This is a genomic window from Amphritea atlantica (genome assembly GCA_024397875.1).
Classification (GTDB): domain Bacteria; phylum Pseudomonadota; class Gammaproteobacteria; order Pseudomonadales; family Balneatricaceae; genus Amphritea; species Amphritea atlantica_B.
The window spans coordinates 4,223,577-4,249,033 of the sequence record CP073344.1; the positions used below are offsets into that span (position 1 = coordinate 4,223,577).

At 51.7% G+C, this 25,457-nt stretch carries 24 protein-coding genes; 13 read left to right on the forward strand and 11 right to left on the reverse strand.

What is annotated here, in order from left to right; all coding sequences use genetic code 11:
* Positions 1–9 precede the first annotated feature (9 nt).
* Positions 10–558: a chorismate lyase gene (locus KDX31_19430; protein ID UTW05463.1), complete on the reverse strand. Its 549-nt coding sequence runs from the start codon at positions 556–558 to the stop codon at positions 10–12.
* 86 nt (positions 559–644) lie between these two features.
* Here KDX31_19430 and KDX31_19435 point away from each other — a divergent pair, with 86 nt between their 5' ends.
* Both KDX31_19435 and KDX31_19440 read left to right on the forward strand, forming a co-directional pair.
* Positions 645–1,220, forward strand: a complete 576-nt coding sequence (locus KDX31_19435; protein UTW03452.1) for a DUF1415 domain-containing protein — start codon at positions 645–647, stop codon at positions 1,218–1,220.
* A 194-nt stretch (positions 1,221–1,414) separates the two neighbouring features.
* The gene (locus KDX31_19440) at positions 1,415–1,708 is read left to right on the forward strand and encodes a hypothetical protein (protein ID UTW03453.1); all 294 of its coding nucleotides are present in this window, start codon (positions 1,415–1,417) and stop codon (positions 1,706–1,708) included.
* Positions 1,709–1,785: 77 nt separating this feature from the next.
* Here KDX31_19440 and phoU read toward each other — a convergent pair whose 3' ends face one another.
* The 5 genes from phoU to KDX31_19465 all read right to left on the reverse strand — a co-directional run bounded on the left by phoU (position 1,786) and on the right by KDX31_19465 (position 8,625).
* Positions 1,786–2,520 (reverse strand): phosphate signaling complex protein PhoU, encoded by a 735-nt coding sequence (phoU, locus tag KDX31_19445; protein UTW03454.1) that lies wholly within the window; start codon positions 2,518–2,520, stop codon positions 1,786–1,788.
* Positions 2,521–2,536: 16 nt separating this feature from the next.
* Complete coding sequence (locus KDX31_19450; protein UTW05464.1) at positions 2,537–3,370, reverse strand: phosphate ABC transporter ATP-binding protein; 834 nt, start codon at positions 3,368–3,370, stop codon at positions 2,537–2,539.
* A 105-nt stretch (positions 3,371–3,475) separates the two neighbouring features.
* Positions 3,476–5,164, reverse strand: a complete 1,689-nt coding sequence (gene pstA / locus KDX31_19455; protein UTW03455.1) for a phosphate ABC transporter permease PstA — start codon at positions 5,162–5,164, stop codon at positions 3,476–3,478.
* Positions 5,165–5,191: 27 nt separating this feature from the next.
* Positions 5,192–7,468 (reverse strand): ABC transporter permease subunit, encoded by a 2,277-nt coding sequence (locus KDX31_19460; protein ID UTW03456.1) that lies wholly within the window; start codon positions 7,466–7,468, stop codon positions 5,192–5,194.
* 185 nt (positions 7,469–7,653) lie between these two features.
* The gene (locus KDX31_19465; protein ID UTW03457.1) at positions 7,654–8,625 is read right to left on the reverse strand and encodes a phosphate ABC transporter substrate-binding protein PstS family protein; all 972 of its coding nucleotides are present in this window, start codon (positions 8,623–8,625) and stop codon (positions 7,654–7,656) included.
* 219 nt (positions 8,626–8,844) lie between these two features.
* On the opposite strand from KDX31_19465, the gene KDX31_19470 reads away from it, so the two are divergent.
* Positions 8,845–9,243 carry an acyl-CoA thioesterase gene (locus KDX31_19470; GenBank protein ID UTW03458.1) on the forward strand — a complete coding sequence of 133 codons (399 nt, stop codon included), beginning with the start codon at positions 8,845–8,847 and terminating at the stop codon, positions 9,241–9,243.
* Positions 9,244–9,251: 8 nt separating this feature from the next.
* Here KDX31_19470 and KDX31_19475 read toward each other — a convergent pair whose 3' ends face one another.
* The 4 genes from KDX31_19475 to KDX31_19490 all read right to left on the reverse strand — a co-directional run bounded on the left by KDX31_19475 (position 9,252) and on the right by KDX31_19490 (position 14,283).
* Positions 9,252–10,481 (reverse strand): spore maturation protein, encoded by a 1,230-nt coding sequence (locus KDX31_19475; GenBank protein ID UTW03459.1) that lies wholly within the window; start codon positions 10,479–10,481, stop codon positions 9,252–9,254.
* An 84-nt stretch (positions 10,482–10,565) separates the two neighbouring features.
* Complete coding sequence (uvrD, locus tag KDX31_19480; GenBank protein ID UTW03460.1) at positions 10,566–12,782, reverse strand: DNA helicase II; 2,217 nt, start codon at positions 12,780–12,782, stop codon at positions 10,566–10,568.
* A gap of 245 nt (positions 12,783–13,027) precedes the next feature.
* Positions 13,028–13,978 (reverse strand): homoserine kinase, encoded by a 951-nt coding sequence (locus KDX31_19485; GenBank protein ID UTW03461.1) that lies wholly within the window; start codon positions 13,976–13,978, stop codon positions 13,028–13,030.
* Between the two features lie 17 nt (positions 13,979–13,995).
* Positions 13,996–14,283, reverse strand: coding sequence for a DUF2782 domain-containing protein (locus tag KDX31_19490; GenBank protein UTW03462.1), 288 nt, complete (start codon positions 14,281–14,283; stop codon positions 13,996–13,998).
* Positions 14,284–14,399: 116 nt separating this feature from the next.
* Between KDX31_19490 and polA the strand changes: the two genes are divergently transcribed.
* On the forward strand, positions 14,400–17,141 hold the full coding sequence (gene polA, locus KDX31_19495; protein ID UTW03463.1) for a DNA polymerase I: 2,742 nt from the start codon (positions 14,400–14,402) through the stop codon (positions 17,139–17,141).
* Positions 17,142–17,386: 245 nt separating this feature from the next.
* On the opposite strand, the gene KDX31_19500 is transcribed toward polA, so the two are convergent.
* The gene (locus KDX31_19500) at positions 17,387–18,022 is read right to left on the reverse strand and encodes a YihA family ribosome biogenesis GTP-binding protein (protein ID UTW03464.1); all 636 of its coding nucleotides are present in this window, start codon (positions 18,020–18,022) and stop codon (positions 17,387–17,389) included.
* A 205-nt stretch (positions 18,023–18,227) separates the two neighbouring features.
* Here KDX31_19500 and KDX31_19505 point away from each other — a divergent pair, with 205 nt between their 5' ends.
* From KDX31_19505 to tatC, 9 genes are all read left to right on the forward strand, one after another.
* A complete protein-coding gene (locus KDX31_19505; GenBank protein ID UTW03465.1) occupies positions 18,228–18,830 on the forward strand; it encodes a cytochrome c4 in 603 nt (200 codons plus the stop codon).
* Between the two features lie 131 nt (positions 18,831–18,961).
* Entirely contained in the window at positions 18,962–19,585 is a 624-nt protein-coding gene (locus KDX31_19510; GenBank protein ID UTW03466.1) for a thiol:disulfide interchange protein DsbA/DsbL, read from the forward strand.
* Between the two features lie 149 nt (positions 19,586–19,734).
* Positions 19,735–21,270: a diguanylate cyclase gene (locus tag KDX31_19515; protein UTW03467.1), complete on the forward strand. Its 1,536-nt coding sequence runs from the start codon at positions 19,735–19,737 to the stop codon at positions 21,268–21,270.
* A gap of 100 nt (positions 21,271–21,370) precedes the next feature.
* On the forward strand, positions 21,371–23,008 hold the full coding sequence (ubiB, locus tag KDX31_19520) for a ubiquinone biosynthesis regulatory protein kinase UbiB (GenBank protein ID UTW03468.1): 1,638 nt from the start codon (positions 21,371–21,373) through the stop codon (positions 23,006–23,008).
* Positions 23,009–23,113: 105 nt separating this feature from the next.
* Positions 23,114–23,503: a phosphoribosyl-AMP cyclohydrolase gene (gene hisI / locus KDX31_19525; GenBank protein UTW03469.1), complete on the forward strand. Its 390-nt coding sequence runs from the start codon at positions 23,114–23,116 to the stop codon at positions 23,501–23,503.
* Positions 23,504–23,512: 9 nt separating this feature from the next.
* The gene (locus tag KDX31_19530; GenBank protein UTW03470.1) at positions 23,513–23,848 is read left to right on the forward strand and encodes a phosphoribosyl-ATP diphosphatase; all 336 of its coding nucleotides are present in this window, start codon (positions 23,513–23,515) and stop codon (positions 23,846–23,848) included.
* Positions 23,849–23,955: 107 nt separating this feature from the next.
* Positions 23,956–24,201: a Sec-independent protein translocase subunit TatA gene (gene tatA, locus KDX31_19535; GenBank protein UTW03471.1), complete on the forward strand. Its 246-nt coding sequence runs from the start codon at positions 23,956–23,958 to the stop codon at positions 24,199–24,201.
* Positions 24,202–24,218: 17 nt separating this feature from the next.
* On the forward strand, positions 24,219–24,599 hold the full coding sequence (tatB, locus tag KDX31_19540) for a twin-arginine translocase subunit TatB (GenBank protein ID UTW03472.1): 381 nt from the start codon (positions 24,219–24,221) through the stop codon (positions 24,597–24,599).
* Complete coding sequence (gene tatC / locus KDX31_19545) at positions 24,586–25,368, forward strand: twin-arginine translocase subunit TatC (GenBank protein ID UTW03473.1); 783 nt, start codon at positions 24,586–24,588, stop codon at positions 25,366–25,368. Before tatB ends, tatC begins: the two co-directional genes overlap by 14 nt.
* Positions 25,369–25,457 lie beyond the last annotated feature (89 nt).

A 25,457-nucleotide genomic window follows, 5' to 3' on the forward strand; every position in this document is an offset into this window, starting at 1 on the left:
GATCCGAATTTATTTATGGCCGTAGTTTACCTGTTGCAGGGCGGGCAGGAAAACCTCGGTGACCAGGAGTGGTTTATTGGCCAGATAGAACAACGAGCGCCGTGCCCAGGCCATTTCCCCGCTGTTCAGCGTCAGGCGACCCACCTGTAGCGGGCCTCGCTTCATGGTTGGGTCGCGAAACAGGACGGTTCCCAGAGAGCGGCACCCCAGCCCGTTGAGTTTTCGCTGTTTGCCCGTCAGCGTTGAGGCGGGGATGATCGTCCGGGCAAATACCCAGGGCTGCTCATGACCCAGCAGCCGGACCTCCCGTATCAGCACCTTTTGCCGCGGATCAATATTCAGAGCCCGGGCTTCTGAGCGACTGGGTCGGCCCCACAACTGACGCACAACTTCCACTCTGAAGTGGCCCTGACTGGCCTGCACTAGGTGCTGAGTTAACGACCCCCGGTCGAGTAACCATCTGCGCCAGATCCGCGGCGCATCAGTTGCTGCAGGGCGTTTCAGGGTATACCAGCGGGTATCAAAACTGTTCTGACTCAGAGCGACAGGCACAATAATTTCTCAGCAAAAAAACTGGCCGTATAGTACCCTAGCTGAAGTCAAAAGTATCGGTTTCGCCGCCGTTCAGAGTCAGGTACAGGTTTATGATTAAAGCACAGCCGGGCTATGCGCCCGCCGAGGTAGAAGCGCTTACCCGTCAGTGGGTGGAAACGATGGTCGTCGGGTTGAATCTGTGCCCGTTTGCTGCGCCGGTGGTGAGAGATAACACTCTGCGCTATGCGGTTACCCCGGCTCAGGAGGACGAAGCACTGGTCGCTGCTTTTCTGGCAGAGGTTGAGTTGATGCTTAAGGCGGATGAGCATGAGATATCGACCACGTTGTTTATAGTGCCTGTCGGACTGGAAGATTTTTACGACTATCTGGATCATCTGCGGTTGTTTGAAGATCTGCTGGAGCAGGCCGGACTGGATGGTGTGCTGCAGCTCGCCAGCTTTCACCCGGCGTATCGCTTTGCAGGGGTCCCTGAAGATGATCTGAGCCACTGGAGCAACCGTTCCCCCTGGCCTGCGTTTCATATCATCAGAGAGGCTGAGATGAGCCGTGCGCTGACTCACTATGCCAATCCGGAACAGATTCCAGAGCGTAATATCAAATTGTTGCGTGAGTTAGGCCGTGAAGGGCTTATTGCGCGTTTTCCCCCCTTTGCCGATTACTGTTAGTCCGGTTATCGGTGCACTCCGTTTAACTATGCCCACGTTCTCCTGTTTGTTTGTAAATCATTAAATACGTAGTACAACAGGTTTTTTAATTAAGTTAAAATTCACCAGCGGCAGTTAGAACTGAAGTAAGTGATGATGCTTTATACTGTGCAGGATGTAAGTGAAATTAAACCGAATCAATACAGGGTGGAAGCGTGTCAGTTGATCTAAAGAGTCAACCCCAGGGAGGGCTGGGGGGCCAGAGTAATAAACCGCGTAAAGCGGGTGAAGCAGTTTGTGATATGAAGGGTGACTTGTGGGATCTTGATGCGGTTTTTCTGCTCTCGATGAAACAGATAGCACCCGGCTGGAGTGGCGGTAACCTCCCATCTGAAGTTATGTCTGAACTGAAGAACACCGGAAGATATCAGGCTAACGGTCTGGAACTTACCGCTCAGCCGGTGAGTGGTGGCAAAATCGCTCTGCGCATTTCAGAGTTACGACGCTGAGGCGCACCTGAGATAAAACCCGGATATTAAAAAGGCAGCTTAACGCTGCCTTTTTAATAGCTGTCGAAACCAGCGGTTTATTTTTTCTGCTCAACTTCGCGCACGGTACGTTTAATATCTTTCAGGCTGCTATGGCGAACGTCGGTGCCACTGACCAGATAGATCAGGTGTTCTGCCATATTGCGGGCATGATCGCCAATCCGCTCCAGGCCACGCAGTATCCACATAACGTTCATGATACTGGTGATATAGCGGGGATCTTCCATCATGTAGGTCATCAGTGAGCGCATCGCGGTGCGGTACTCTGAATCCACCTCTTTATCCTGCTTAGCCACCTTATACGCCATCTCTGCATCACTGCGGGCAAACGCCGTGAGACAGTTTTGCAGCATATCGCGTACCAGATTACCGATATGGCGAACCTCCTGATAACCGCGGACGTTTTTGCCATCATTGGCCAGCTCAATGGCATAGCGGCAGATCCGACTGGTCTCATCGCCGATTCGCTCAAGGTCGCTGGTGGCTTTACTGACCGAGATAATCAGACGCAGGTCGGCTGCGGCTGGCTGACGCCGGGCGATGATCAGTGTGCACTGCTCATCGATCATCATCTCCATATCATTGATCGACTGGTCGCTCTTACGGGCCTGCTCTGCCTGCTCTGTATCACCGGCTACCAGTGCATTAACCGCATCACTCAGCTGACGCTCAACGAGGCCTCCCATGGTTAGCAATTCGGTACGGATCTGCTCCAGCTCTTCATTGAAGCTCTGGGAGATGTGATTGCTATGACGGTCCTGTTCGTAACTCATTATAGTTCTCCCCTAATTAACCGTAACGACCGGTAATGTAGTCTTCTGTTTGTTTTTTCGCGGGGTTGGTGAACAGATGGTCTGTTACACCAAACTCGATTAGATCGCCCATATACATAAATGCAGTGTAATCAGAAACCCGGGCTGCCTGCTGCATGTTATGGGTTACGATTACAATGGTGAAATCTTTTTTCAGCTCATTGATCAGCTCTTCGATTTTCAGCGTAGAGATCGGGTCAAGCGCTGATGCCGGCTCATCCAGTAGCAGCACTTCAGGCTTTACTGCGATAGTCCGGGCGATAACCAGACGCTGCTGCTGTCCGCCGGACATGCCCAGGGCACTTTCGTGCAGCCGGTCTTTAACTTCATCCCATAGCGCGGCAGATTTTAATGCCCACTCGACAGTTTCGTCGATTACACGCTTTTTATTGATCCCCTGAATACGCAGTCCGTAGGCAACGTTTTCATAGATGCTTTTTGGGAATGGGTTCGGCTTCTGGAACACCATGCCGACGCGGCGACGCAGGTCTGCAACATCGACACCGCGCTCGTAGATGTTCTCATCATACAGGCTCATCTGGCCTTCGATACGGCAGCTGTCGACCAGATCATTCATCCGGTTAAAGCAGCGCAACAGTGTTGATTTACCGCAACCGGATGGACCGATAAAGGCGGTCACCCGGTTTTTCGGGATATCCATGTTAATGCCATGCAGAGCACGTTTATCACCATAATATAGCTGGAGATCGCGTACAGTCAGGGCAATGGTCTCATCTTCCAGGCGCAGGCTCTGATTCTGGCGCTGCAACGCGGAAATATCGATTGAATGGGTTTTAGCTTCCATAGTCATCATTAAACCTATCTAGTGTTCGGCTTACATCTCAAGCGCTTGGTATTGTTCGTTAAAGCTACTGGTTACGAATCGCAATGAATGAATCAATATATTATTCATGGCTTACATTTCCAGTGCTTTGTATTTTTCTCGCAGGTGGTTACGGATTGCAATCGCTGACATGTTCAGCAATGCGATGACCGCCACCAACAGCAGGGCGGTGGCATATACCAATGGCCGTGCAGCTTCAACGTTAGGGCTCTGGAAACCCACATCATAGATATGGAAGCCCAGATGCATAAATTTCTGATCCAGGTGGATAAACGGGTAGTTACCATCCAGTGGCAGGCTGGGCGCCAGTTTAACCACACCCACCAGCATCAGTGGTGCTACTTCGCCTGCCGCACGGGCGATTGCCAGGATGACGCCGGTCATCATGGCCGGGCTTGCCATCGGCAGTACAACCTTCATCAGGGTTTCAAATTTGGTTGCTCCCAGTGCCAGGCTACCCTCGCGAACCGAGCGGGGTATACGGCTGAGTCCCTCTTCAGTCGCAACGATCACGACCGGCACGGTCAGCAATGCCAGCGTCAGGGAGGCCCACATCAGACCCGGCGTACCAAAAGTGGGTGCGGGCTTGGCTTCGGGGAAGAACAGGTCGTCAATGTTACCGCCAAGGAAGTAGACAAAGAAGCCCAGACCAAATACACCGTAGACGATAGACGGCACGCCTGCCAGATTGTTCACCGCGATACGGATCAGACGGGTGACAAACCCCTGTTTGGCGTATTCCCGCAGATAAACCGCCGCGATAACGCCAAATGGCGTCACCAGCAGAGACATCAACAGAACCATCATCACCGTGCCAAAGATCGCCGGAAAAATTCCGCCTTCTGTATTAGCCTCACGTGGATCTTCGCTGACAAACTCCCAGAGCTTAGCCGCATAGTGAAGGCTCTTCTGACCGATACCCATAGCGTTAGGCCGGAAAGCGCGAACGACTTTTGCCAGTTGAACCTCAACAACCTTACCGTTGGCAACTTCAGCTGTCAGAGAGTCACGGTTAATGTCGGTGTAGAGGTCTATCAGGCGTTGCTGCAAGTTTTCATACTCATCGTCAAGCTCTTTACGGCGCTGCTCAATTTTAGCAAAAGGCGCCGTTTCGGTGACATTTTTAAGTTGCAGGCTGCGCTCTTTAAGGCGCAGGCGCTCCAGTTCATAGTTAATTGCGCCGATCTCATGTTTCTCTATCTGGAGAATATCTTCGTGAATATCCAGAGCCCGTTGAATCCGCGCTTCTAGGTTATCCCACAGGGCCAGGTACTCGGAGGAAGGCTCATAGCCTTCGTAACGAGCGACCTCATTGCCGGACTCTTTTATGCTACGCAGATAACCGTACAGGTTTCCCCATTCGCGTCGTTCGGCGGTAAACAGCATTTCGGGGCGAGACTGGTCGGATAAAAAGTCTTCCAGTACCCAGGTGAAATCAGAACCATAAACGTCCCGGTTACCAATTTTCAGCAGATGCCGGATAGAGAACTCATTGTCTTCGGGAAGATTTATGCCCGCTTCGATCAGCTGCTTTGTCAATACTTCACTGGTTTCAACGACTTCACCGGTGATCGTACGGGTTTCTCCATTCTGGGTATAAGTACCCTGAAGAATATCCGCTGGCCAGAAGTGGCTCAGACCACGTACCGCGATCAGGCCCAGCAGGCCAACAACCATAATAATACTGATGGCTACCGCCCCGGCATTCATCCATACCCAGGGTGAGCCAGACTTAAACCAATCTTTTACTGAGATGTTCATAATCGTATATTTCCTCAACAACTCAGGTTAAAGGGAGCCATACTTATTGCGCAGTCGCTGACGGATTACTTCCGCCAGGGTGTTTACCATAAAGGTAAACATAAACAGCACAAAAGCAGCCAGGAACAGGATTCGATAGTGTGTACTAGCGACTTCAGCTTCGGGCATTTCCACCGCGATGTTGGCCGCCAGAGTTCGCATCCCCTCGAATATGTTGACATCCATAATCGGCGTATTACCGGTCGCCATCAGTACGATCATGGTTTCGCCGACGGCACGACCCATACCGATCATCACGGCCGAAAAGATACCCGGGCTGGCGGTTGGCATGACAACCCGGGTAAGGGTCTGCCATGGGGTCGCGCCTAACGCCAGAGATCCGTAGCTAAGGTGCTTCGGCACCGCAAAGATCGCATCTTCAGTGATCGAGAAGATGGTTGGAATAACGGCAAAGCCCATCGCAATACCAATCACCATTGCGTTGCGCTGATCATAAGCGATACCCAGATCGTTAGTCAGCCAGTGGCGCATATTGCCATCAAATAACACCAGCTCCAGCGAAGGGCTGATGGCAATACTGCCCCAGGTGGCCAGGATAATCACCGGAATCAGCAGCAGCGCATCCCAGCCGTCAGGGACCAGCCAGCGAATCTTTTTCGGCATCTGTGCCCAGCAGAAGGCAAAGCCTAATATTGCCGCGGGTAGCATTAGCAAGGTGACAAAGATGCCCGGCAGGTTTTCCTCCATGAAGGGGGCTAGCCAGAGGCCCGCCAGAAACCCGAGGATGACCGTCGGCAGTGCTTCCATCAGCTCGATAAAGGGTTTCACCTTGCGCCGCAGTGACGGCACCATAAAGTAGGCGGTATAAATAGCACCACAGATTGCCAGGGGTGTCGCCAGCAGCATCGCATAAAATGCGGCTTTAAGTGTGCCGAATGCCAACGGCATCAGGCTGTATTTTGGCTCGAAGTCATTGTTTGCAGCCGAGGACTGCCAGACGTATTTAGGTTTTTCATGACCCTCATACCAGACTTTACCCCAGAGCGCGCTCCAGGATACTTCCGGGTGCTCATTATCGATGTGCAACAGGGTCAGCTTGCCAGCTTCTTCTATCAGCGCTGCGTTAGCCCGGGGTGCCAGGGTGATCATGGAGGCATTTGCCTGTGCGACTTTCTGGGTCAGGACATTAACGTTAGCGGTGCTATTGAATATGCGCAGGTCGCCAGCCGCATCGATAGTGACAAACCCTTTACGACGATGCTCAATGGCAAGATCAATCACCGGTGAATTGCCGGTTTCGAACTCGCGGATTTTAGTCATCAACCACTCCCCTTTATCGTTTCTGACCAGAAACCATTGGGAGATTTGACCCTTTTCATTGCCAATCAGGATAGCGTTTCCGCCGAGTAACAGGTCAAAGGTTGTGATCTTGCTGGATGATGCATCCAGCACCTGTGTGATAACCGGTGCGTCACGGTCACGCAGATTGATAACTTCCATTTTGCCACTTTCCCCGGCAACCAATAGCCAGGCCAGGTCAGGCATCATCAGCATTTTTCTAATCTTGATACCCAGATCAGGTAGTGCCGTGGTGGTTTGTTCAAGCTCAATGTCGCCGGTAAACAGGTTTTCTGTTTGAGAGATAAACACGGCCTGCATGTTTTGTTGTGTGCCACCAATCAGCGCAAAGTTACCTTCAGAGCCATTGAATGCCAGTAGATTCAGGGCGACCGACGCGACGTCGATAGGGGCTTCTCCCAGTGGATACGTGATCGTGGGTAATATCACCCGCTCGCCGCCGGGGTAGGTGGACTTATATTCATGTTTGAACACCAGTGCCTGGCCGTTACTCAGACCCAGTGCAAAAGAGTGGCTGTTCTCTGAGGCCAGGGCAAAGCTGGTAATGCTGGTTCCGGCTGGCAGAGGGGCCTGAACCGTTTTCATTAATTCACCCGTCAGGGTGCTGAAAAAGTTAAGCTCGCCCAGATCGGTAACCCTTAAACCTATCTCAGCCTGCTCTTCCATCGCCATGTAGAGGGTTTGTCCTGAGCCAGGAACCGCATAAGGTTCAACAACCTGCTCATTATGTTTCCAGGGCTCAACTTCAGCTCCACGGAACATCGGTATTACTTCATAAAGAAGGTAGAAAAAGATCAAAAGGATCGCGATGATTACGCTGACACCACCCAGACCAATACCCACGGATGCAGTTTTATCTTTAAAAGCGCGGAATTTCCGGCTACGACGTGCTGCTGGTGAGTTAAAATCCAGATCAGGAATAACGGAGTTGTTCTCAATATTCATGACATATTTCTACAATGATAAAAGTTATGGCGCAAAGATAAACGTAATTTATGACAGATATGTTACAGCTCTGTAATAAAGCGCTACAGACGAAAAAAGGAGCCCTCATGGGCTCCTCTTTCAGATTGGTTTACTGTCTCGACGCGCTGGGCGTCGCTCAGTAATTCCTGGGTAACAGGTCTGTATTACAGGCCCAGTTCCTTCATCTGCTTCTCAACCAGAGAGGCTGGCAGTGGAATGTAACCATCTTTCACAACCACTTCCTGGCCTACTTTAGACATTACCATCTTCAGGAATTCACGCTCCAGAGGCGCCAGCTCCTGACCTGGTTTCTTGTTGATGTAGACATACAGGGCACGGGCCAGAGGATAAGAACCGTTCAGTGCGTTCTCTGGAGTTGCTTCTACGAAAGGCGTACCGGCTTTCTTTGTCAGAGCCAGGGCGCGAACAGAAGAGGTCTTGTAACCGATACCTGAGTAACCGATACCGTTCAGGGAAGTAGACACTGACTGCACAACAGAAGCGGATCCTGGCTGCTCGTTTACGTTATTACGGAAGTCACCTTTACACAGCGCTTTCTTCTTGAAGTAACCGTAAGTACCGGATACTGAGTTACGACCGAAAACCTGGAAGCCCTGAGCTGCGATTGCACCTGTCGCACCGACATCTGCCCAGGTATTAACCTCTTCAGCAAGACCGCATTTACGGGTAGCAGAGAAGATCGCGTCAACCTGTGGAATAGTCAGGCCTTCAATTGCATTATCCTTGTTTACGAATACTGCCAGTGCGTCGATTGCAACGGCAACAGGTGTTGGCTTGTAACCGAATTTCTTCTCAAACGCTTCCAGTTCCTTGTCTTTCATCTTACGAGACATAGGACCCATGTTAGAGGTTCCTTCAGTCAGCGCGGGTGGTGCAGTAGAAGAACCCGCCGCCTGAATCTGAACGTTAACATTTGGGTAGTTACGCTTGAACTCTTCAGCCCACAGAGTCATCAGGTTCGCAAGAGTGTCTGAACCTACAGAAGACAAGTTGCCAGAAACTCCGGAAGCTTTGTTGTAAGTTGGCAGGTTTGGATCCAGCAGGTCTGATGCAGATGCAGTCAGGCAGGTTGCGGTCAGGGCAACGGCTGCAAAAATTTTCTTCATTGGTTTCATTACAAGCTCCACAGAGTATGGTTTGAATACGCTTTAAAAACGATCAGTTTTGATTCGATGTGAGGAATATAAGGGTGTTTTGTGACAAACATGTGACATGTTGAAACATTTTCTCTTGGCGGTTCTCCGAGACAAACTTTTTTTAGCTAGACCTTGGTCGGGTATTTGGTAGTAAAATATACCCAGTAAATATAAATACAATGCGGAAACAGACCCGATATGAATACCGATAAAACGCTCTTAAAGCCCGAAGGTGAACTAAGCCTTCGCTGTCCCGCTTCTGGCAGTGCAGCCAATATGTTTGGTGACGTCTATGGCGGCTGGGTTGCATCGCAGGCGGTTCTGGCCGCAGAGATCCGTGCCGGGGAAGCGGCGGAGGGCAGGGTTGCTACCGTCTCAATCGGGGCAATGAGTTTTATGGCGCCGGTGCTTGAAGGCACTATTCTGAGTTTTTATACCCGTATCAAGGAGCAGGGCACCAGTTCCTTGCGCATCAATGTTGAGGTCTGGGGATGCTGTCCCGATGGGCGGGATCTTCGCAAAGTATCAGAAACCGAGTGTGTACAGGTCGCCATTGATGGCCATGGTCATATCCGGGCGCTGGATTTCGGACAATAAGCTCTCGGTTAACCAAAGAACCAGTATCCCACCACAATCGCACTGATAATGCCTGCCAGGTCGGCGGTCAGACCGCAGGCCAGTGCATGGCGGGTGTGGCGTACGCCCACTGAACCGAAATAGACCGCCAGGACATAGAAGGTGGTTTCGGTCGAGCCCTGAATAATCGCCGCCAGGCGACCGGCGAATGAATCCACGCCATGGGTGCCGATAGCATCAAGCATCATCGCCCGGGCGCCGGAGCCGCTCAGCGGTTTCATTAACGCGGTGGGCAGGGCATCAACAAAACGGGTGTCCATGCCCAGCAGTGATACTCCCTCCCGCAGCAGCCAGATTACCCCATCCATTACGCCGCTGGCGCGGAAGACGCCGATCGCTACCAGCATCGCCAGTAGGTAGGGGATGATCATGATGGCGACAGAAAACCCCTCCTTAGCCCCCTCGACAAAGGTTTCATAGATATTCACCCCTTTCAGGTGGGCCACTCCGAGAAAGCAGATAATCGCACTGAAGATCATCAGGTTACCAATCAGAGACGACTGTTGCTGCAACTGTTCGACCGTCAGCGTGGCAAAGTAACCAATAAACGCCAGCAGAAGGGCAAAGAAGCCGCCAAGGTAGAACAGTGTGACCCGTTCCCACAGGCGGATCTTTTGCACCCAGGCAACGGCCAGCAGCCCTGCCAGAGTGGAGCAGCAGGTGGCAATCAGGATCGGAATGAAAACCGAGGTGGGGTCAGTTGATCCCTGCTGGGCCCGGTAGAGAAACACTGTGATCGGAAACAGGGTGACGGAAGATGTATTTAATACCAGAAACAGAATCTGGGCATTGGTGGCGCGGGCCTTATCCGGATTAAGCTGCTGCAGATCCTGCATCGCTTTCAGCCCCAGCGGGGTGGCCGCATTATCCAGTCCCAGCATATTGGCCGACAGATTCATCGTCATTGATCCGATCGCCGGGTGACCTTTGGGGACTTCCGGCATCAGTCGGGTAAACAGCGGGCTGAGACCGTTGGCCAGCTTTTCCACCAGCCCGGCCGCCTCTGCCAGTTTCATGATGCCGAGCCAGAAGGCCAGTGTGCCGATCAGTCCCAGCGCCAGTTCAACCGAGAGCTTCGACATATCGAAGGTTGACTGCACCATCCGTTGAAAGATGTCGGCATCGCCTCCTGCCAGCCACTGATACAGGCCGCCGGCAAAGGCGAGCAGGAAAAATCCCAGCCAGATTCTGTGTAACATCCCGGTTCCTTTCAGACTGTTTCAGAACACTGTATCGGCAGTTGCACCGGTAAGAAAAGGAGAAATTGGTGATTATCTTATCGCTTACGCCGGTTGCAGATTAGCGTAACCAACCACCAGCCACTTACTCCCCTCGGAGTCAAAATTAACCTGGACCCGGGCTTTTGGTCCCGAGCCTTCATAATTCACCACAATGCCATCGCCGAAGATCTGGTGGCTCACCCGCTGTCCGAGCACAATTTGTGTGTCCGGCACTTCGGCGTTATCAAACATCGAAGGGCGTTGCGGCTGACGCGCGGTGACCGGTCGGCTGACGCTGGCATTCAGGCGCACCTCTTCCAGGCAGTTGTCCGGTATCTCGCGGATAAAGCGGGAGGGGCGGTTAAAGGTTTCATTGCCATGCAGGCGCCGTGATTCAGCATAGGTGATAAACAGCTTCTGCATGGCGCGGGTGATCCCCACGTAGCAGAGTCGTCGCTCCTCTTCGAGACGTCCCGGTTCCTCAATAGACATCTTATGGGGGAACAGGCCTTCCTCCATACCGGCGAGGAAGACCAGCGGAAACTCAAGTCCCTTGGCTGAGTGCAGGGTCATCAGCTGTACTGAGTCCTGATGCTCATCGGCCTGGGCTTCACCGGCATCCAGTGCCGCATCATCGAGGAAGGCGGTCAGCGGCGTGCTGTTCTCATTGCCCTCTTTATCTGGCTGCCAGGTGGACAGGTACTGACGCGCAGCACTGATCAGCTCTTCCAGGTTTTCCACCCGAGCCTGCGCTTTTTCGCCTTTCTCTTTCAGATGGTGCTCGATCAGCCCTGAGGTTTTAATCGCATGTTCAGTCTGTTCATGCAGATCGGTACCTTCGGTATCCTGAGCCATCTGGTTGACCAGATCGAGAAAGGCCTGCAGGGCGTTAGCCGCCCGGGCGCTGAGTTTGTTTAGTTCGATCACCTCGTTCGCTGCGCGCCACATAGAAACGCCCTCTGTGCGGGCGTGCAAGCGCACTTCTTCGATCGTTTTGCCGCCAATCCCCCGGGTCGGTACATTGACGACCCGTTCCATGGCCGTATCATCTTCACGATTGCTGATCAGCCGCAGATAGGCGAGAGCGTTTTTAATTTCCAGGCGATCATAGAAGCGTTGACCGCCATAGATGCGGTAAGGCATTCCTGCCCGGATCAGTGCTTCCTCCAAGACCCGGGACTGAGCGTTGGAGCGGTACAGAATTGCGCTCTCACTGCGAAGATTACCCTGGCGTACCCAGCTGTCGATCTGGTCAACAATGAACCGGGATTCATCCTGTTCATTGAAGGCGGCATACAGTGATATCTGCTCACCATCCGGCTGATCTGTGCGCAGTTCTTTGCCTAAGCGCCCCTGATTGTTGCGGATAACATCATTGGCTGCCTGCAGAATCGTGTTGCTGGAACGGTAGTTCTGCTCCAGCTTAACCACCATCGTTTCGTGATAATCCTGGTTGAAGCGCTGTATGTTTTCGATCTTAGCGCCACGCCAGCCGTAGATCGACTGATCATCATCACCTACCGCCATCAGCTTTTCAGGTTTCGGCTTACGGGGATCAAGTGGCTGGCAAAGCATCTTCAGCCAGGCATACTGGATTGAGTTGGTGTCCTGAAATTCGTCTACCAGAATATACCGGAAGCGTTCCTGATAGTGCTCCAGCAGTGCAGGGTTATGGTCACGCAGCAGTTCCAGGCAGCGTAGCAGCAGCTCGCCAAAGTCGACCATGCCACCGCGATCGCAAGCATCCTCATAGGCGCTATACACATTGACCATTACCTGAGCATAGGGATCTCCGCCGGGATCGATATGGCGGGCTCGCAGGCCTTCATCTTTCTGGGCATTGATATACCACTGGAACTGCCGGGCCGGCCAGCGGCTGTCATCGAGATTCATCTCTTTGGCGAGCCGCTTGATCAGTCGCAGCTGATCATCGGAATCCATTATCTGGAAGTTTTCCATCAGTCCGGCATCGCGCCAGTGAGCCCGCAGAATCCGGTGAGCCAGACCGTGGAACGTGCCGACCCACATGCCGCTGGGGTTCAGCCCCATCAGCTCCTCAATTCGTCCACGCATCTCTTTAGCGGCTTTATTGGTAAAGGTTACCGCCATGATTGAGTAGGGCGATAATCCCTCTGTCTGCACCAGCCAGGCGATCCGGTGTACCAGGACACGAGTCTTACCGGAGCCGGCACCGGCCAGTACCAGCATATTGCAGACCGGTGCGGAGACCGCTTCCCGCTGAGCTTCATTAAGGGAATCAAGGAGATGGGATACGTCCATAGGGCTTCTTCAGATAGCTGTATAAATATTCAGTAGGGGATTATAGCTGCGCCTGCGGTGAGTAGCCAGACGCAAAGCGGGGAACTGCAGCCGTTAGTCGCTTGGAGTCACTAAAAATGTGACTTGCCAGTGGTTAGGAAAAGCCTTCTTATCTGGAATATCAAAGGGCTGACATTAGTGGGGCCTTAAAAGAAAAATAGTTGGCGCTCCCCCTGAGGTTTCCAGAAAATCCGGCTAGCCACTAGCTATGGCAACGTCGCGGGGGTCTTAATCCGCTGTAGCAGTATCCGCCGGAACTCTTCCGGGTCTTTAATCTTCTGGGTGGAACCGGGGTCCAGCGCCGGGATCAGGCGGGACAACCAGAAACGCATCGCCGCAGTACGCACCAGCTGTGGCCAGGCGAGGTATTCATTTTCGTCGAAGGGTCTGACTTTGCCATAGGCGGTCAGGAGTGCCTGTTCCCGCAGCGGATCAATCGAGCCATCGGCGTTGACGCACCAGTCGTTGGCGACAATTGCCAGATCGTATAGCAGATATCCGGTACAGGCGTTATAGATATCCAGAATGGCGCTTAGCTTATCACCCTCAAACAGCGCGTTATCATAGAACAGATCGCCGTGGATAGCGCCTTGTGGCAGATTCCAGGGCTGCTCACGCAGCTGATCAAACAGATCAACCTCAGTGCGCAGTAGTTGTGCATCCTCATCCGATAGCTTATCGGCAATATGTTGTGACTCACGGCGCCACCAGAAAACCCCCCGGTGGGCCTGACGTTGCAGGTAAAAATCACGCCCAGCCTGGTGAAACTGTGCCAGTGCCGCACCGATCTGGCTGCAATGGCTCTCGGTCAGGGTTTCGATATGATGGCCGGACAGTCGGGGTTGCAAGAGTGCCGGGCGGCCATGCAGGCTTTTCAGGGCGATACCGTTGTTGTCCTTGAACGGGAAAGGCACCGGACAGCCACGCTCTGCCAGCCAGGTGGTCAGCTCGACAAAGTAGGGCATCTCGTCCTGATTCAACTCTTCGAAAAGAGTGAGTACATACTCCTGCTGCAGGCCTTCGTTATTAAGGGTAACAAAGTAGTTGGTGTTTTCGATACCGCCGTCAATCCCTTTGAAATCTATCAATTTCCCCAGATCGTAATCCTTTAACAGGGTTTCCAGATCTGTCTTACTCACTTCTGTATATACAGCCATAAATACCGCTTATCTTCTTACCAGCTGAAAAGAATCCATTTAGGTAACATCAGGGTTGAATCTTCAAATCGCTGAAACTCACCCTCTTCTGTGGGCCTCAGATAATAGGTTGCACCGATCACAGGCTCAACTTTTATCTCCTTCAGTTTGCCATTGACCCGATACTCAAAGTATGTGGCTTCTTCCCCGTGGCGAATGGTTACCACCGGCTCGTTGTCATCAAATTCTGGTAAAACATCTGCACTCACCGCCGGCGCCAGAGAAATTGAGCAAAGCAGGGTAAACAGGAATAATATTTTCTTCATAACCACTCCGTGAACTGGGATCGCCCCTTCTGTGTCAGGGACTAATCTAATATGATGATCCTTCCGGGCACCAAACCCGATAACCATATCTCCTGACGGACAATGACTGCAATACCATGACCGCAAATACTTCTCCTATTATATTAGTCGATGGCTCCTCATACCTGTACCGGGCATTTTTCGCTTCCCAGCAAGCCGATATGCGCACCTCTGAGGGGGTGCCAACCGGTGCCGTGCGGCTGGTCACCAGTATGTTACGCAGCCTGATCAAACAATACCCGGAAAGTCCGGTTGCTGTGGTGTTTGATGCCAAGGGGAAAACGTTTCGCGATGAGATTTATGCGGAATATAAGTCCCATCGTCCGCCGATGCCGGATGATCTGCGTACCCAGATAGAGCCGATCCACAATATTGTCCGGGCGATGGGATTTCCACTGATCTCCGTTGAGGGCGTCGAGGCCGATGATGTGATCGGTACCCTGGCCCGGGAGGCGAGTGCTAAAGGGCTGGATACGATTATATCCACCGGCGATAAGGATATGGCGCAGCTGGTGGATAAGCATGTCACCCTGATCAACACCATGAATGATAGCCATATGGATATTGATGGGATCAATGAGAAATTTGGTATTCCGCCGGAGCTGATTATCGATTATCTGGCGCTGGTGGGGGATAAGGTCGATAACATCCCCGGTGTGCCGGGAGTGGGAGAGAAGACTGCGCTGGCGCTGTTGCAGGGGATCGGTGGTATCAGCGACCTGTATGATAATCTGGATAAAATTGCGGCGCTGGGCTTTCGTGGTTCAAAGACGATGGCGAAGAAGCTGGAGGAGAATCGCGAGGCTGCTGAACTGTCCTACCTGCTGGCAACGATTAAAACCGATCTTGAGCTCGACTGTGGCATAGAAGACATTCCGGTGCCGGTGGCCGATAACGATCAATTGCTGGAACTGTTCAAGCAAAGTGAGTTTCGTAGCTGGATCAGCGAGTTGGATGCGGCTGCCGCTGACGGTGCGAGAATGATAGAGAATGAATCTCAGCTGCCCGATGAGATTATCTATGAAACCATTCTTAATCAGGATGACTTTGATCGCTGGCTTAAGGTGCTTGAGGCTGCAGAGCTGTTTGCCTTCGATACGGAAACCGATAGTCTCAATTACATGGAGGCGAACCTGATCGGCCTGTCTTTTTCTGTCGAGGCGGGTAAGGCCGCTTATCTGCCGGTAGCCCATGACTATATGGGTGCGCCTGCCCAGTTGGATCGGAATGCGGTGCTGGCGCAGCTCAAGCCTTTACTGGAGAGTGAATCCCATAAAAAAGTGGGCCAGCATATTAAATACGATATGAACGTATTGGCCCGCTATGGGATTGAGTTGAAAGGTGTCGCGTTCGATACCATGCTGGAATCCTATGCGCTGAACTCTACGGCCTCACGACATAATATGGATGACCTGGCGGATTTTTATCTGGGGGTGAAAACCGTTAAGTTTGAAACGATCGCCGGCAAGGGTAAGAAGCAGCTGACCTTTAATCAGATCGAGATGGAGCAGGCGGCGCCTTATGCGGCAGAGGACGCAGATATAACCCTGCGTCTGCATCAGGTGCTCAGCGCCCGGCTGGAACAGGATCCGGTATTGCAGGGAGTCTTTTCTGATATCGAACTACCGCTGATTCAGGTGCTGGCCCGCATGGAACAACAGGGCGCTATGGTTGATGCAACGCAGCTGGCCATTCAAAGCCGGGAGCACGGGGAGCGGCTGGTTGAGCTGGAGAAGCAAGCCCATGAGTTGGCGGGAGGGCCTTTTAACCTGAGTTCACCCAAGCAGCTGCAGGAGATCCTGTTCGAGCAGCAGAAGCTGCCGGTGATTAAGAAAACCCCGAAAGGCGCACCCTCCACCGCAGAAGAGGTGCTTCAGGAACTGGCACTGGATTATCCGCTGCCGAAGGTGATTATCGAACACCGCAGCCTGAGCAAGCTGAAGAGCACCTATACCGATAAGTTGCCGCAGATGATCAATCCGGCCACCGGTCGGATACATACTTCATACCATCAGGCGGTGACGGCGACCGGGCGTCTCTCTTCATCGGACCCTAACCTGCAGAATATTCCGATTCGCTCCACTGAGGGGCGCCGTATCCGGCAGGCATTTGTCGCCCCTGAAGGGTATAAGCTGGTGGCGGCGGATTACTCACAGATCGAGCTGCGGATCATGGCGCACCTGTCGCAGGATAAAGGCTTGCTGAATGCTTTCGCCCATGGTGAGGATGTCCATAAAGCGACTGCAGCGGAGGTGTTTGGTGTGGAGCTGGAAAAAGTAACCGCGGATCAGCGCCGCAGTGCTAAAGCGATTAATTTTGGCCTGATCTACGGTATGTCAGCCTTTGGTCTGGCTAAGCAACTGGGCATCGGCCGGAATGAAGCGCAAACCTACATAAATCATTATTTCGATACCTATCCGGGTGTGCAGCGTTACATGGATGATATCCGTGCTCAGGCGGCGGAAAAGGGATATGTGGAAACGTTGTTTGGTCGACGGCTGTATCTGCCGGAAATAAAAGCCAGTAACGGTATGCGCCGTCAGGCCGCCGAACGCACCGCCATTAATGCGCCGATGCAGGGAACTGCTGCGGATATTATTAAGAAAGCGATGGTGAAGGTGGATAGCTGGTTACAGAGCAGCGATACGGGGGCCCGAATGATCATGCAGGTACACGATGAACTGATTCTGGAGGTGCCGGAAGCTCAGCTTGAGAAGGTGACTGATCAACTGGTGGAACTGATGCAGTCGGCTGCCACGCTGGATGTGCCGCTGCTGGTGGAAGCGGGTGTCGGGAATAACTGGGATGAGGCGCACTGATTCAGTCACCTCTGGTCGTTTGGCCGTGGCCGGTTGGCGAACTTTTCAGCGCTGAACTAATCTTATGGATGTGGGAGTCATACTTATACTCCTGCATCTGATACAGATGCAGCGACAAGCCCATGCCTGGGAGGCTCTCATGATAAATGAAGCATACGAAAACAAGTATGCCTTTAATGCTCTCGAAATCAAATGGTTCCCCCTTGATGATTCCGGGAGCTTTTTTTATGGCTCCGGTTTGACGACTATTCAGCGTCCTGCTGTGCTTCATCGTCCTCTAACAGCCAGCGGTTGAGATGTTCGCGTAACTGCTCGACTCCGGTTGTTTTCAGCGCGGAGAATGACTGAATCGTCAGCAGCGGATTGTTTTTTACATCCAGTAGCTGCTTCATTTTTAACAGTGCATTCTGTGCCGCGCCGCGATTCAGTTTATCGGCTTTAGTCAGCAGAATGTGCAAAGGCATTCCCGCCTCGTTGCACCACTGAATCATCATCTGATCAAACTCTTTCAGGGGGTGGCGAATATCCACCATCAAAACAACCCCGCGAAGACACTCACGGTTCTGCAGGTAATCATCCAGATGTTTCTGCCAGTGCTCCTTCATGGCGATAGGGACTTTGGCATAACCATAGCCTGGCAGATCAACGATGCGGACGCCTTCCACATTGGTATCGAAGAAATTAATCAGCTGAGTCCGGCCCGGTGTTTTACTGGTCCGGGCCAGCTTTGCGTTGGTCAGTGTGTTGATAGCACTGGACTTACCGGCATTGGAACGGCCTGCAAATGCAACCTCTGCTCCGGTGTCCTCGGGACACTGACTCAGCTTGCTTGCGCTGGTATTAAAACGCGTCAGATGGTACTGAATTTGGGGTAAAGACATATACTTTTTGCCTATCAGCCTGTAAATACAGACATTTATCGTTCCAGTTTGTATGGATATTAGGTTATAATTCCGCCGGAATTCTACCTGTGGCTGTAATATTACACCAGCCCGGGAGTTGGTTAGGTCGCCCTGTTTCAATCTGATTAGATTCAGATTGTGGCAGAAACCGTTAGCAATCTATAGCAAGAGTCTGGGTTAGTCGATGAATAAACTACTGATCGCCATACTGGCAAGCGTGAGTATCATAAGTGTTGCACATGCGGCGGGAGATGCTGCTGCAGGACAGGGTAAAACCGCAATCTGCGGTGCTTGTCACGGAGCTGATGGCAACAGTGCTGTCGGAAACTTCCCTAAACTGGCGGGCCAGAATGAAAGCTACCTGCTGAAGCAGTTGCAGGATATCAAAGCAGGCAGCCGTACGGTTGTTGAAATGACAGGCCTGCTGACCAACCTGAACGATGAGGATCTGGCTGATATTGCTGCTTATTACTCTTCCAAGTCCATACAGATTGGCGCAGCTAAAGCTGATCTGGTAGAAGCCGGTGAGAAAATCTATCGTGCCGGTATCGCATCTAAAGGTGTTGCGGCATGTACTGCCTGTCATGGTGCCCAGGGTCAGGGTATTGAGACCGCAGGTTACCCGCTGGTCGGTGGTCAGCATGCTCAGTACGTTGAGACTCAGCTGAAGAATTTCCGCACGGGTGCCCGTAATAACGATCCTCAGGGTATGATGACGACTATCGCCGCGAAACTGAGCGATAAAGAGATCCAGGCGGTTGCAAGTTATATCCAGGGTCTGAATTAATATTCAGCTCTGAGTCAGGGAAGGCAGCGTAAGCTGCCTTTTTTATTGGCAAAAATATTTGCGCCAGGGCTGAACTTGACGCATATTGGCCGGTCTTATAAGACTGATTTTCTGAAAGGTTGGAGACGGATATGTTTAGAAAACTCGCTATCGGATTGTTAATAACGCTGACTGCCGTCATCGCACAGGCTGAGGAATATAAGGCCGGCGTAAACTATGACGTGATTGCTATGCCGGTTCCGACCGCTGACAAAACTAAAGTTGAAGTCGTGGAGGCTTTTGGTTATCTCTGTCCACATTGCGCCCGGTTTGAGCCATTACTGCACAGCTGGACAAAAAAATTGCCGATGGATGTTGATTTTGCGCGGGTGCCCGTGGTTTTTTCCCGCTCATGGGAACCCTTAGCCCGGGCGTATTACGCTTCTGAGATTCTCAATGATCTTGATAAAACCCATCAGGCAACCTTTACTGCGCTGCATAAAGAGCGGCGCCGGTTTAGCAGTTTTGACGACCTGGCTGATTACTATGCAGACCTGGGTGTGGATAAGGATAAGTTCGTCAAAATGAACCAGTCTTTCGCCGTCAATATGCGTATGAATCAGGGCGCCTCAAAGCTGAAAGGCTATGGTATTCAGAGCGTACCAACCCTGATTGTGAACGGCAAATACCGCATTACTGCGGATAAGGCCGGAGGGCATGCCGGGATGCTTAAAGTGGCCGAGTATCTTATTGAGCAGGAACGCAATGCACAGTAACAGTAAGTTAGATCAAAAAAGCCGCATTTAGCGGCTTTTTTATTGCGTATTGGGTAATGCCCAAGGGAGAGTCTATAGCTTGTATACCCTGTATTGGCATAAAATTGACCTTTGATATTTAGTGACTGACCGGTTCATAGGTGTAATTGATGGAACAGGACGACTGGAAAGAGCGTTACAAAATCCTTTCAGAAGAGGTGGATCTGCTACAGGCTCAACTTGATGAGCAGCCTCTTGTGCGTCTTATTTGTCAGATGGCAGTAGCACTTGATGGACAGTCAGAGTCGCTGGACCGGTCATTAAAAACGCTATGTGAACAGATTAAAGCAGATAAAACCGGTCAGCCCGATACCGTCAGTCTGGTTGAAAAGCAGCTTCGCGGACTGGATCTTGAGCAGCAGAAGCAGCGCAACGCACTGGTGCAAGGGCTGCAAAAGTGGATATATCAGCTACGCCTGAATCTGACCACCGATCTCAGTAATGAGCGGCTGAGTGAGATTGAAAAGACGATGGTTCCCTTTGTGGGACAGACGTCTTATGTTTCCTCCCTGATTAACGACCTGGTTTCCCTCCAGGCGCCTCTCCTGACAGACGATTTTATTGGCGAACGTCAACACGGAATTCTTGCAGAGCTGGGGCATGAAGATGAAGAGCTGTTACAAAAGATAGCTTCTGAGCTACTTAGCCTGATGTCCGGCCTGCATATTCCTCAGGGGGATATGTCTCTGGCGCGGGAGTTAGTCAGCAGAATAGAAGCGGGTATATCGCTGATCACCCTGCCAGCGATTATTCAGGATCTTGTCGGGCTGATGGCCCGGTTGAGTTCTTATAGTAGTGAGGATTTCGAAGATTATCTGTTAAACCTTACCGGGCAGCTGGCAGAGGTGCAGGCCTACGTTGAAGAGAGTCAGCAAGAGGGACAGCTGAATGAAGAGACGGCGTTGCTGAGTAGTGGGATCCATCACGATGTGCAGGCAATTCAGCAGGCGATGCAGGAGTCAAAGGATCTGCATCAGCTGAAGAGTAATGTGTCATCACAGCTACAGAGCATTGTGAAGTCAGTGGACCTGTTTAAACAGAAAGAGGAAAACCGGGAAAAGCGGCTTCATGAGCGCTATCTGCAGCTCCAGAATCGCCTTGAGCAGATGGAAGCGCAGACGCAGCAGATGAAAGGGCATATAGAAGCTGAGCGTCATAAAGCGCTGACAGATTCATTGACCTCGCTGCCGAACCGAGCCGGATATGATCAACAGATCGCCTCTGAGTTTGAGCGCTGGAAGCGTTATGGACAGGTGTTTTCGATCGCCGTTGTTGATCTGGATCTCTTTAAACGGATCAATGATTCTTATGGTCACCAGGCGGGAGATAAAGTATTGCGTCTGGTGGCCACGATTCTTACCCGACAGTGCCGGTCCACCGATTTTGTCTCCCGTTATGGCGGCGAAGAATTTGTTATTCTGATGCCGGGGACAGCTGCGGAGCAGGCGGTCACTGCCGTAGAAAAAATCCGTCATGCAGTTGAACGCAGTCCTTTTAACTTTCATGGCGAGCCAGTCAATATTACCCTCTCGGCTGGTGTGGCTGAGGTACAGGCCGATGACTTTGTTGAGGAGGTGTTCGGTCGGGCAGATAAAGCGCTTTATGCAGCCAAGAGCCTGGGGCGAAATCGTATTGAGCTGGGTTAACCTTGTGTACTCCGGTATGATGCAGCTCTTTACCTTGAGTGTCGAAGTGGGCAATATGCCTGCCTCACTCCAGAACAACTGACCACGGAACATAACAGCGGTGCGACGTTTACTCCGAATTTTCAAGATTGCACGGGTTTTTGCGAAATACCGGCTTGATACCCTTTTTGAACAGATCAACCTGCGTTGGTATGCCCGCCTGCTATTAAAGCTGATGCTGTGGCGTTATTTTATTCCTGTGGGTTCCCGCTCGCAGGGACAGCGTTTACGTCTGGCGCTGGAAGAGCTGGGCCCGGTGTTTATTAAGTTTGGTCAGATGCTTTCCACCCGACGTGACCTGTTATCCGATGACTTGGCACTGGAGCTGAAAAAACTACAGGATCAGGTACCTCCTTTTGAGGGAGCCTATTCTCAGCGCTTGATTGAGCGTGCGCTGGGCGCCCCGGTAGCCGAGATCTTTGCCGAGTTTAATGCAACGCCAATGGCATCCGCATCGGTCGCACAGGTGCATGAGGCACTGTTATATAACGGTGAAGAGGTGGTGGTTAAAGTCATCCGCCCGGGCATCGACAAAACGATCCGTAAAGATATGGCGGTGTTGTATACCATCGCCCAGCTGGTTCAGGCTCTCTGGGTCGAAGGCCGCAGGCTGAAGCCGGTAGAGGTGGTCGCCGACTATGAAAATACCATCTTTGATGAACTGGATCTGCGTAAAGAGGCTGCTAACGGCTCTCAGATCAGGCGTAATTTTGACAACTCCCCTATATTATATGTTCCTGAGATCTATTGGGATCTGACCCGGCAGAATGTCCTGGTGATGGAGCGGATTCACGGTATTCCGGTGGCTGATATAGAGCAGCTGAAAGCCCAGAATACTGATATGAAGAAACTGGCAGAGCAGGGTGTGGAGATATTTTTCACGCAGGTCTTTCGTGACAGTTTCTTCCATGCGGATATGCACCCGGGCAATATTTTTGTCTCCCGGGAAAATCCTTCAGCGCCACAATATCTAGCCGTAGATTTCGGTATTGTCGGTTCTCTTTCACCGGAAGATCAAAATTATCTGGCGCGTAACTTTCTGGCATTTTTTCAGCGAGACTACCGTCAGGTTGCGCAACTGCATATTGATTCCGGCTGGGTACCCGCGGATACCAATGTACAGGCATTCGAAACAGCTATTCGCAGTGTTTGCGAACCGATCTTTGAAAAACCGCTGAAGGATATCTCTTTCGGCATGGTGCTGATGGGATTATTCCAGACCGCCCGGCGTTTCAATATGGAGGTGCAGCCGCAGTTGGTGCTGTTACAGAAGACTCTGCTGAACATTGAGGGGTTGGGGCGTCAGCTGTATCCGGAGCTGGACCTTTGGCAAACCGGACAGCCGTTCCTGGAGCGCTGGATGAAAGAACGAATGGGGCCAAAAGCGGTCTACCGTTCGATGAAGCAGCAAGCCCCGGACTGGCTGGATAAAATGCCTCACCTGCCGCAGATGGCTTATGATGCCCTGAATCAGTTGAAGGGCCTGGATGATAACCGGCGGCGGGATATGCTCGCGCTGAGCGTGGCGCGGCAAGAGCTGCAGCAGCAACGCAGTCAGAAAGGGCGCTGGATTGGTCTGCTGTGCCTCATCGCTGCCGTCGGGCTCTCGGTAGATGACCCGCTATTTGTCGTCCGGGATCTGCCGGCTATAAGCTGGCTGTTGGGTGTTTCTGCTACGGTATTGCTGCTCCGTCACTGAAGTGAAACAATAAACAATTACTCTTGCCGCCTCCCATTTTCCGGGGATAGTAGTGTTGCAGGGGATCGGGTATCCTTGCCTGCTTAGATTTTGAAGAATATTGATATGTCAGAGTTATGGTTAGACCAGGTTAAGTGGAATAGTGATGGGCTGGTACCGGCAATCGCCCAGGATCATATTACGGGCAGAGTGTTGATGGTCGCCTGGATGAATCGCGAGGCGCTGGCGCTGACGGTCCAGGAAAACCGGGCTATATACTGGTCCCGGTCGCGGCAGAAACTATGGCGCAAAGGGGAAGAGTCAGGTCACGTACAGGTGCTGCATGACATCCGCCTTGATTGCGATAATGATGTCATTCTGCTCAGTGTAGAGCAGTTAGGTGGTATTGCCTGTCATACCGGTCGCGAACACTGCTTTTTTAAAACCCTTAAAGAGGGGGAGTGGGTTGCGGTTGAACCCGTTCTGAAAGACCCCGATACGATTTACGATAAGTAAGGCCTTATTATGAGTGATGTACTGACACAGTTGGGCGATATTCTTGAGCAGCGTAAAGCGGCGACGGCTGAAAAGTCTTATGTCGCCAGCCTGCATGCGAAAGGGCTGAACAAAATTCTGGAAAAAGTCGGTGAAGAAGCAACGGAAACGATTATTGCCGCAAAAGATGCAGAGTTAAATGGCGATACCCGCGATGTTGTCTATGAAACAGCCGATCTGTGGTTTCATACGCTGGTTGCGCTCTCTCACTTGGGGGTCCGTCCGGAAGCCGTGGTAAATGAGCTTGCCAGTCGCTTTGATATGTCAGGTCTGGAAGAGAAAGCATCCCGGACTGAGAAAAAGTAGTTTTAAAGCGGTTCCAGATAAATGATAAAATGAGTAATCTGGAACAAAGAAGCATAACTTAACGTGCGGAGAAGCTCCTCCCATGTAGTCAATCGGAGAACGATAATATGTTAGGTGGTATTAGTCTGTGGCAGTTGGCTATTCTTTTAGTAATCGTTGTACTGCTGTTTGGCACCAAGAAACTGCGCAATCTGGGTGGTGATCTGGGTGGTGCAGTCAAGGGCTTTAAGAAAGCGATGAATGACGAGCCTAAAGAGGAAGAGAAAAAGCTGGAAAATGATGCCGACTTTGCTGAAACAGATAAAACTGAAGCAAAAGAGCAAGCGAAAGACGAGCCAAAAGCTGATAAGTAACCGACAGGTAACTGTAGATGTTTGATATCGGTTTTGCTGAGCTGCTGATAATCGCTGTGGTCGGTCTGGTAGTGCTGGGGCCGGAAAAGCTTCCGGTTGCTATTCGCACCGTCGGTCTCTGGGTGAGTAAAGCAAAGCGTACCCTGGGCAGTATACAGTCTGAGATAAGTGAAGAACTTCGTCTGGATGAGATGAAACGTCAGATTGTCATGAAGCAGGAAGAGCTTGACCGTGAACTTGATGAGATGCGTCGTCCCTCATCTGAAGACTCATCCACTCATGCCCCCAAAACTGCCGACACTACCGCTGTAGAAGATAAGTCGGATCAGGCGGAAAAGCCGCAGACTTCCGAAGTGCCGCCTGAACAGGAAAATACCAAGGCCGATGATAGACCCTAACCAGACCCATTCAGAGGATGATCAGGAGCAGCCTATTGTCTCCCATCTGGTAGAGTTGCGCAGTCGCCTGATGCGGGCACTGCTGGCGATCCTGATTCTGTTCCTCTGCCTGTTCTATTTTGCTAATAACCTCTACGAAATCGTTTCTGCGCCTTTAACCGCACTGCTGCCGGAAGGCACCAGTATGATCGCGACCGATGTTACATCGCCGTTTTTTGCGCCGTTCAAGCTGACGCTGGTACTGTCAATTTTTCTGGCGATGCCGCTTATCCTGCACCAGGTGTGGGGGTTTATCTCTCCAGGGCTGTATAAGCATGAGAAGCGACTGGCCGTTCCTTTGTTGGCGTCCAGTATTGTGTTGTTCTATTCAGGCATCGCGTTTGCGTACTTTGTGGTTTTTCCACTGATTTTCGGTTTCTTCACCAGTGTAGGACCCGAAAATGTAGCGGTAATGACTGATATCAGTAGTTATCTTAACTTTGTTCTCAAGATCTTCTTTGCCTTCGGAGTCGTCTTCGAAATTCCCATTGCAACGTTACTGTTGGTCTGGAGTGGTATAACCGACGTTCAGAGTCTCAGAGCGAAACGTGCCTACGTCATTGTCGGTTGCTTTGTTCTTGGGATGTTACTGACGCCTCCGGATGTTATCTCGCAAACTCTGTTGGCAGTACCTATGTGGTTGTTGTTTGAATTGGGTATTATCCTGGCTGTTATCATCAAGAGAAGGGCGCCTGCTGATGATGAAGAGCAGAATGAAGTTGCGGATTAGAAAGCGGTGAGACTCGACTGCGTCGCTGGTCGGAGCCAGACGCTTCGCTTTTCAGGAGCCAGACATTGCTTCGCAACTTGCTAGTCGCT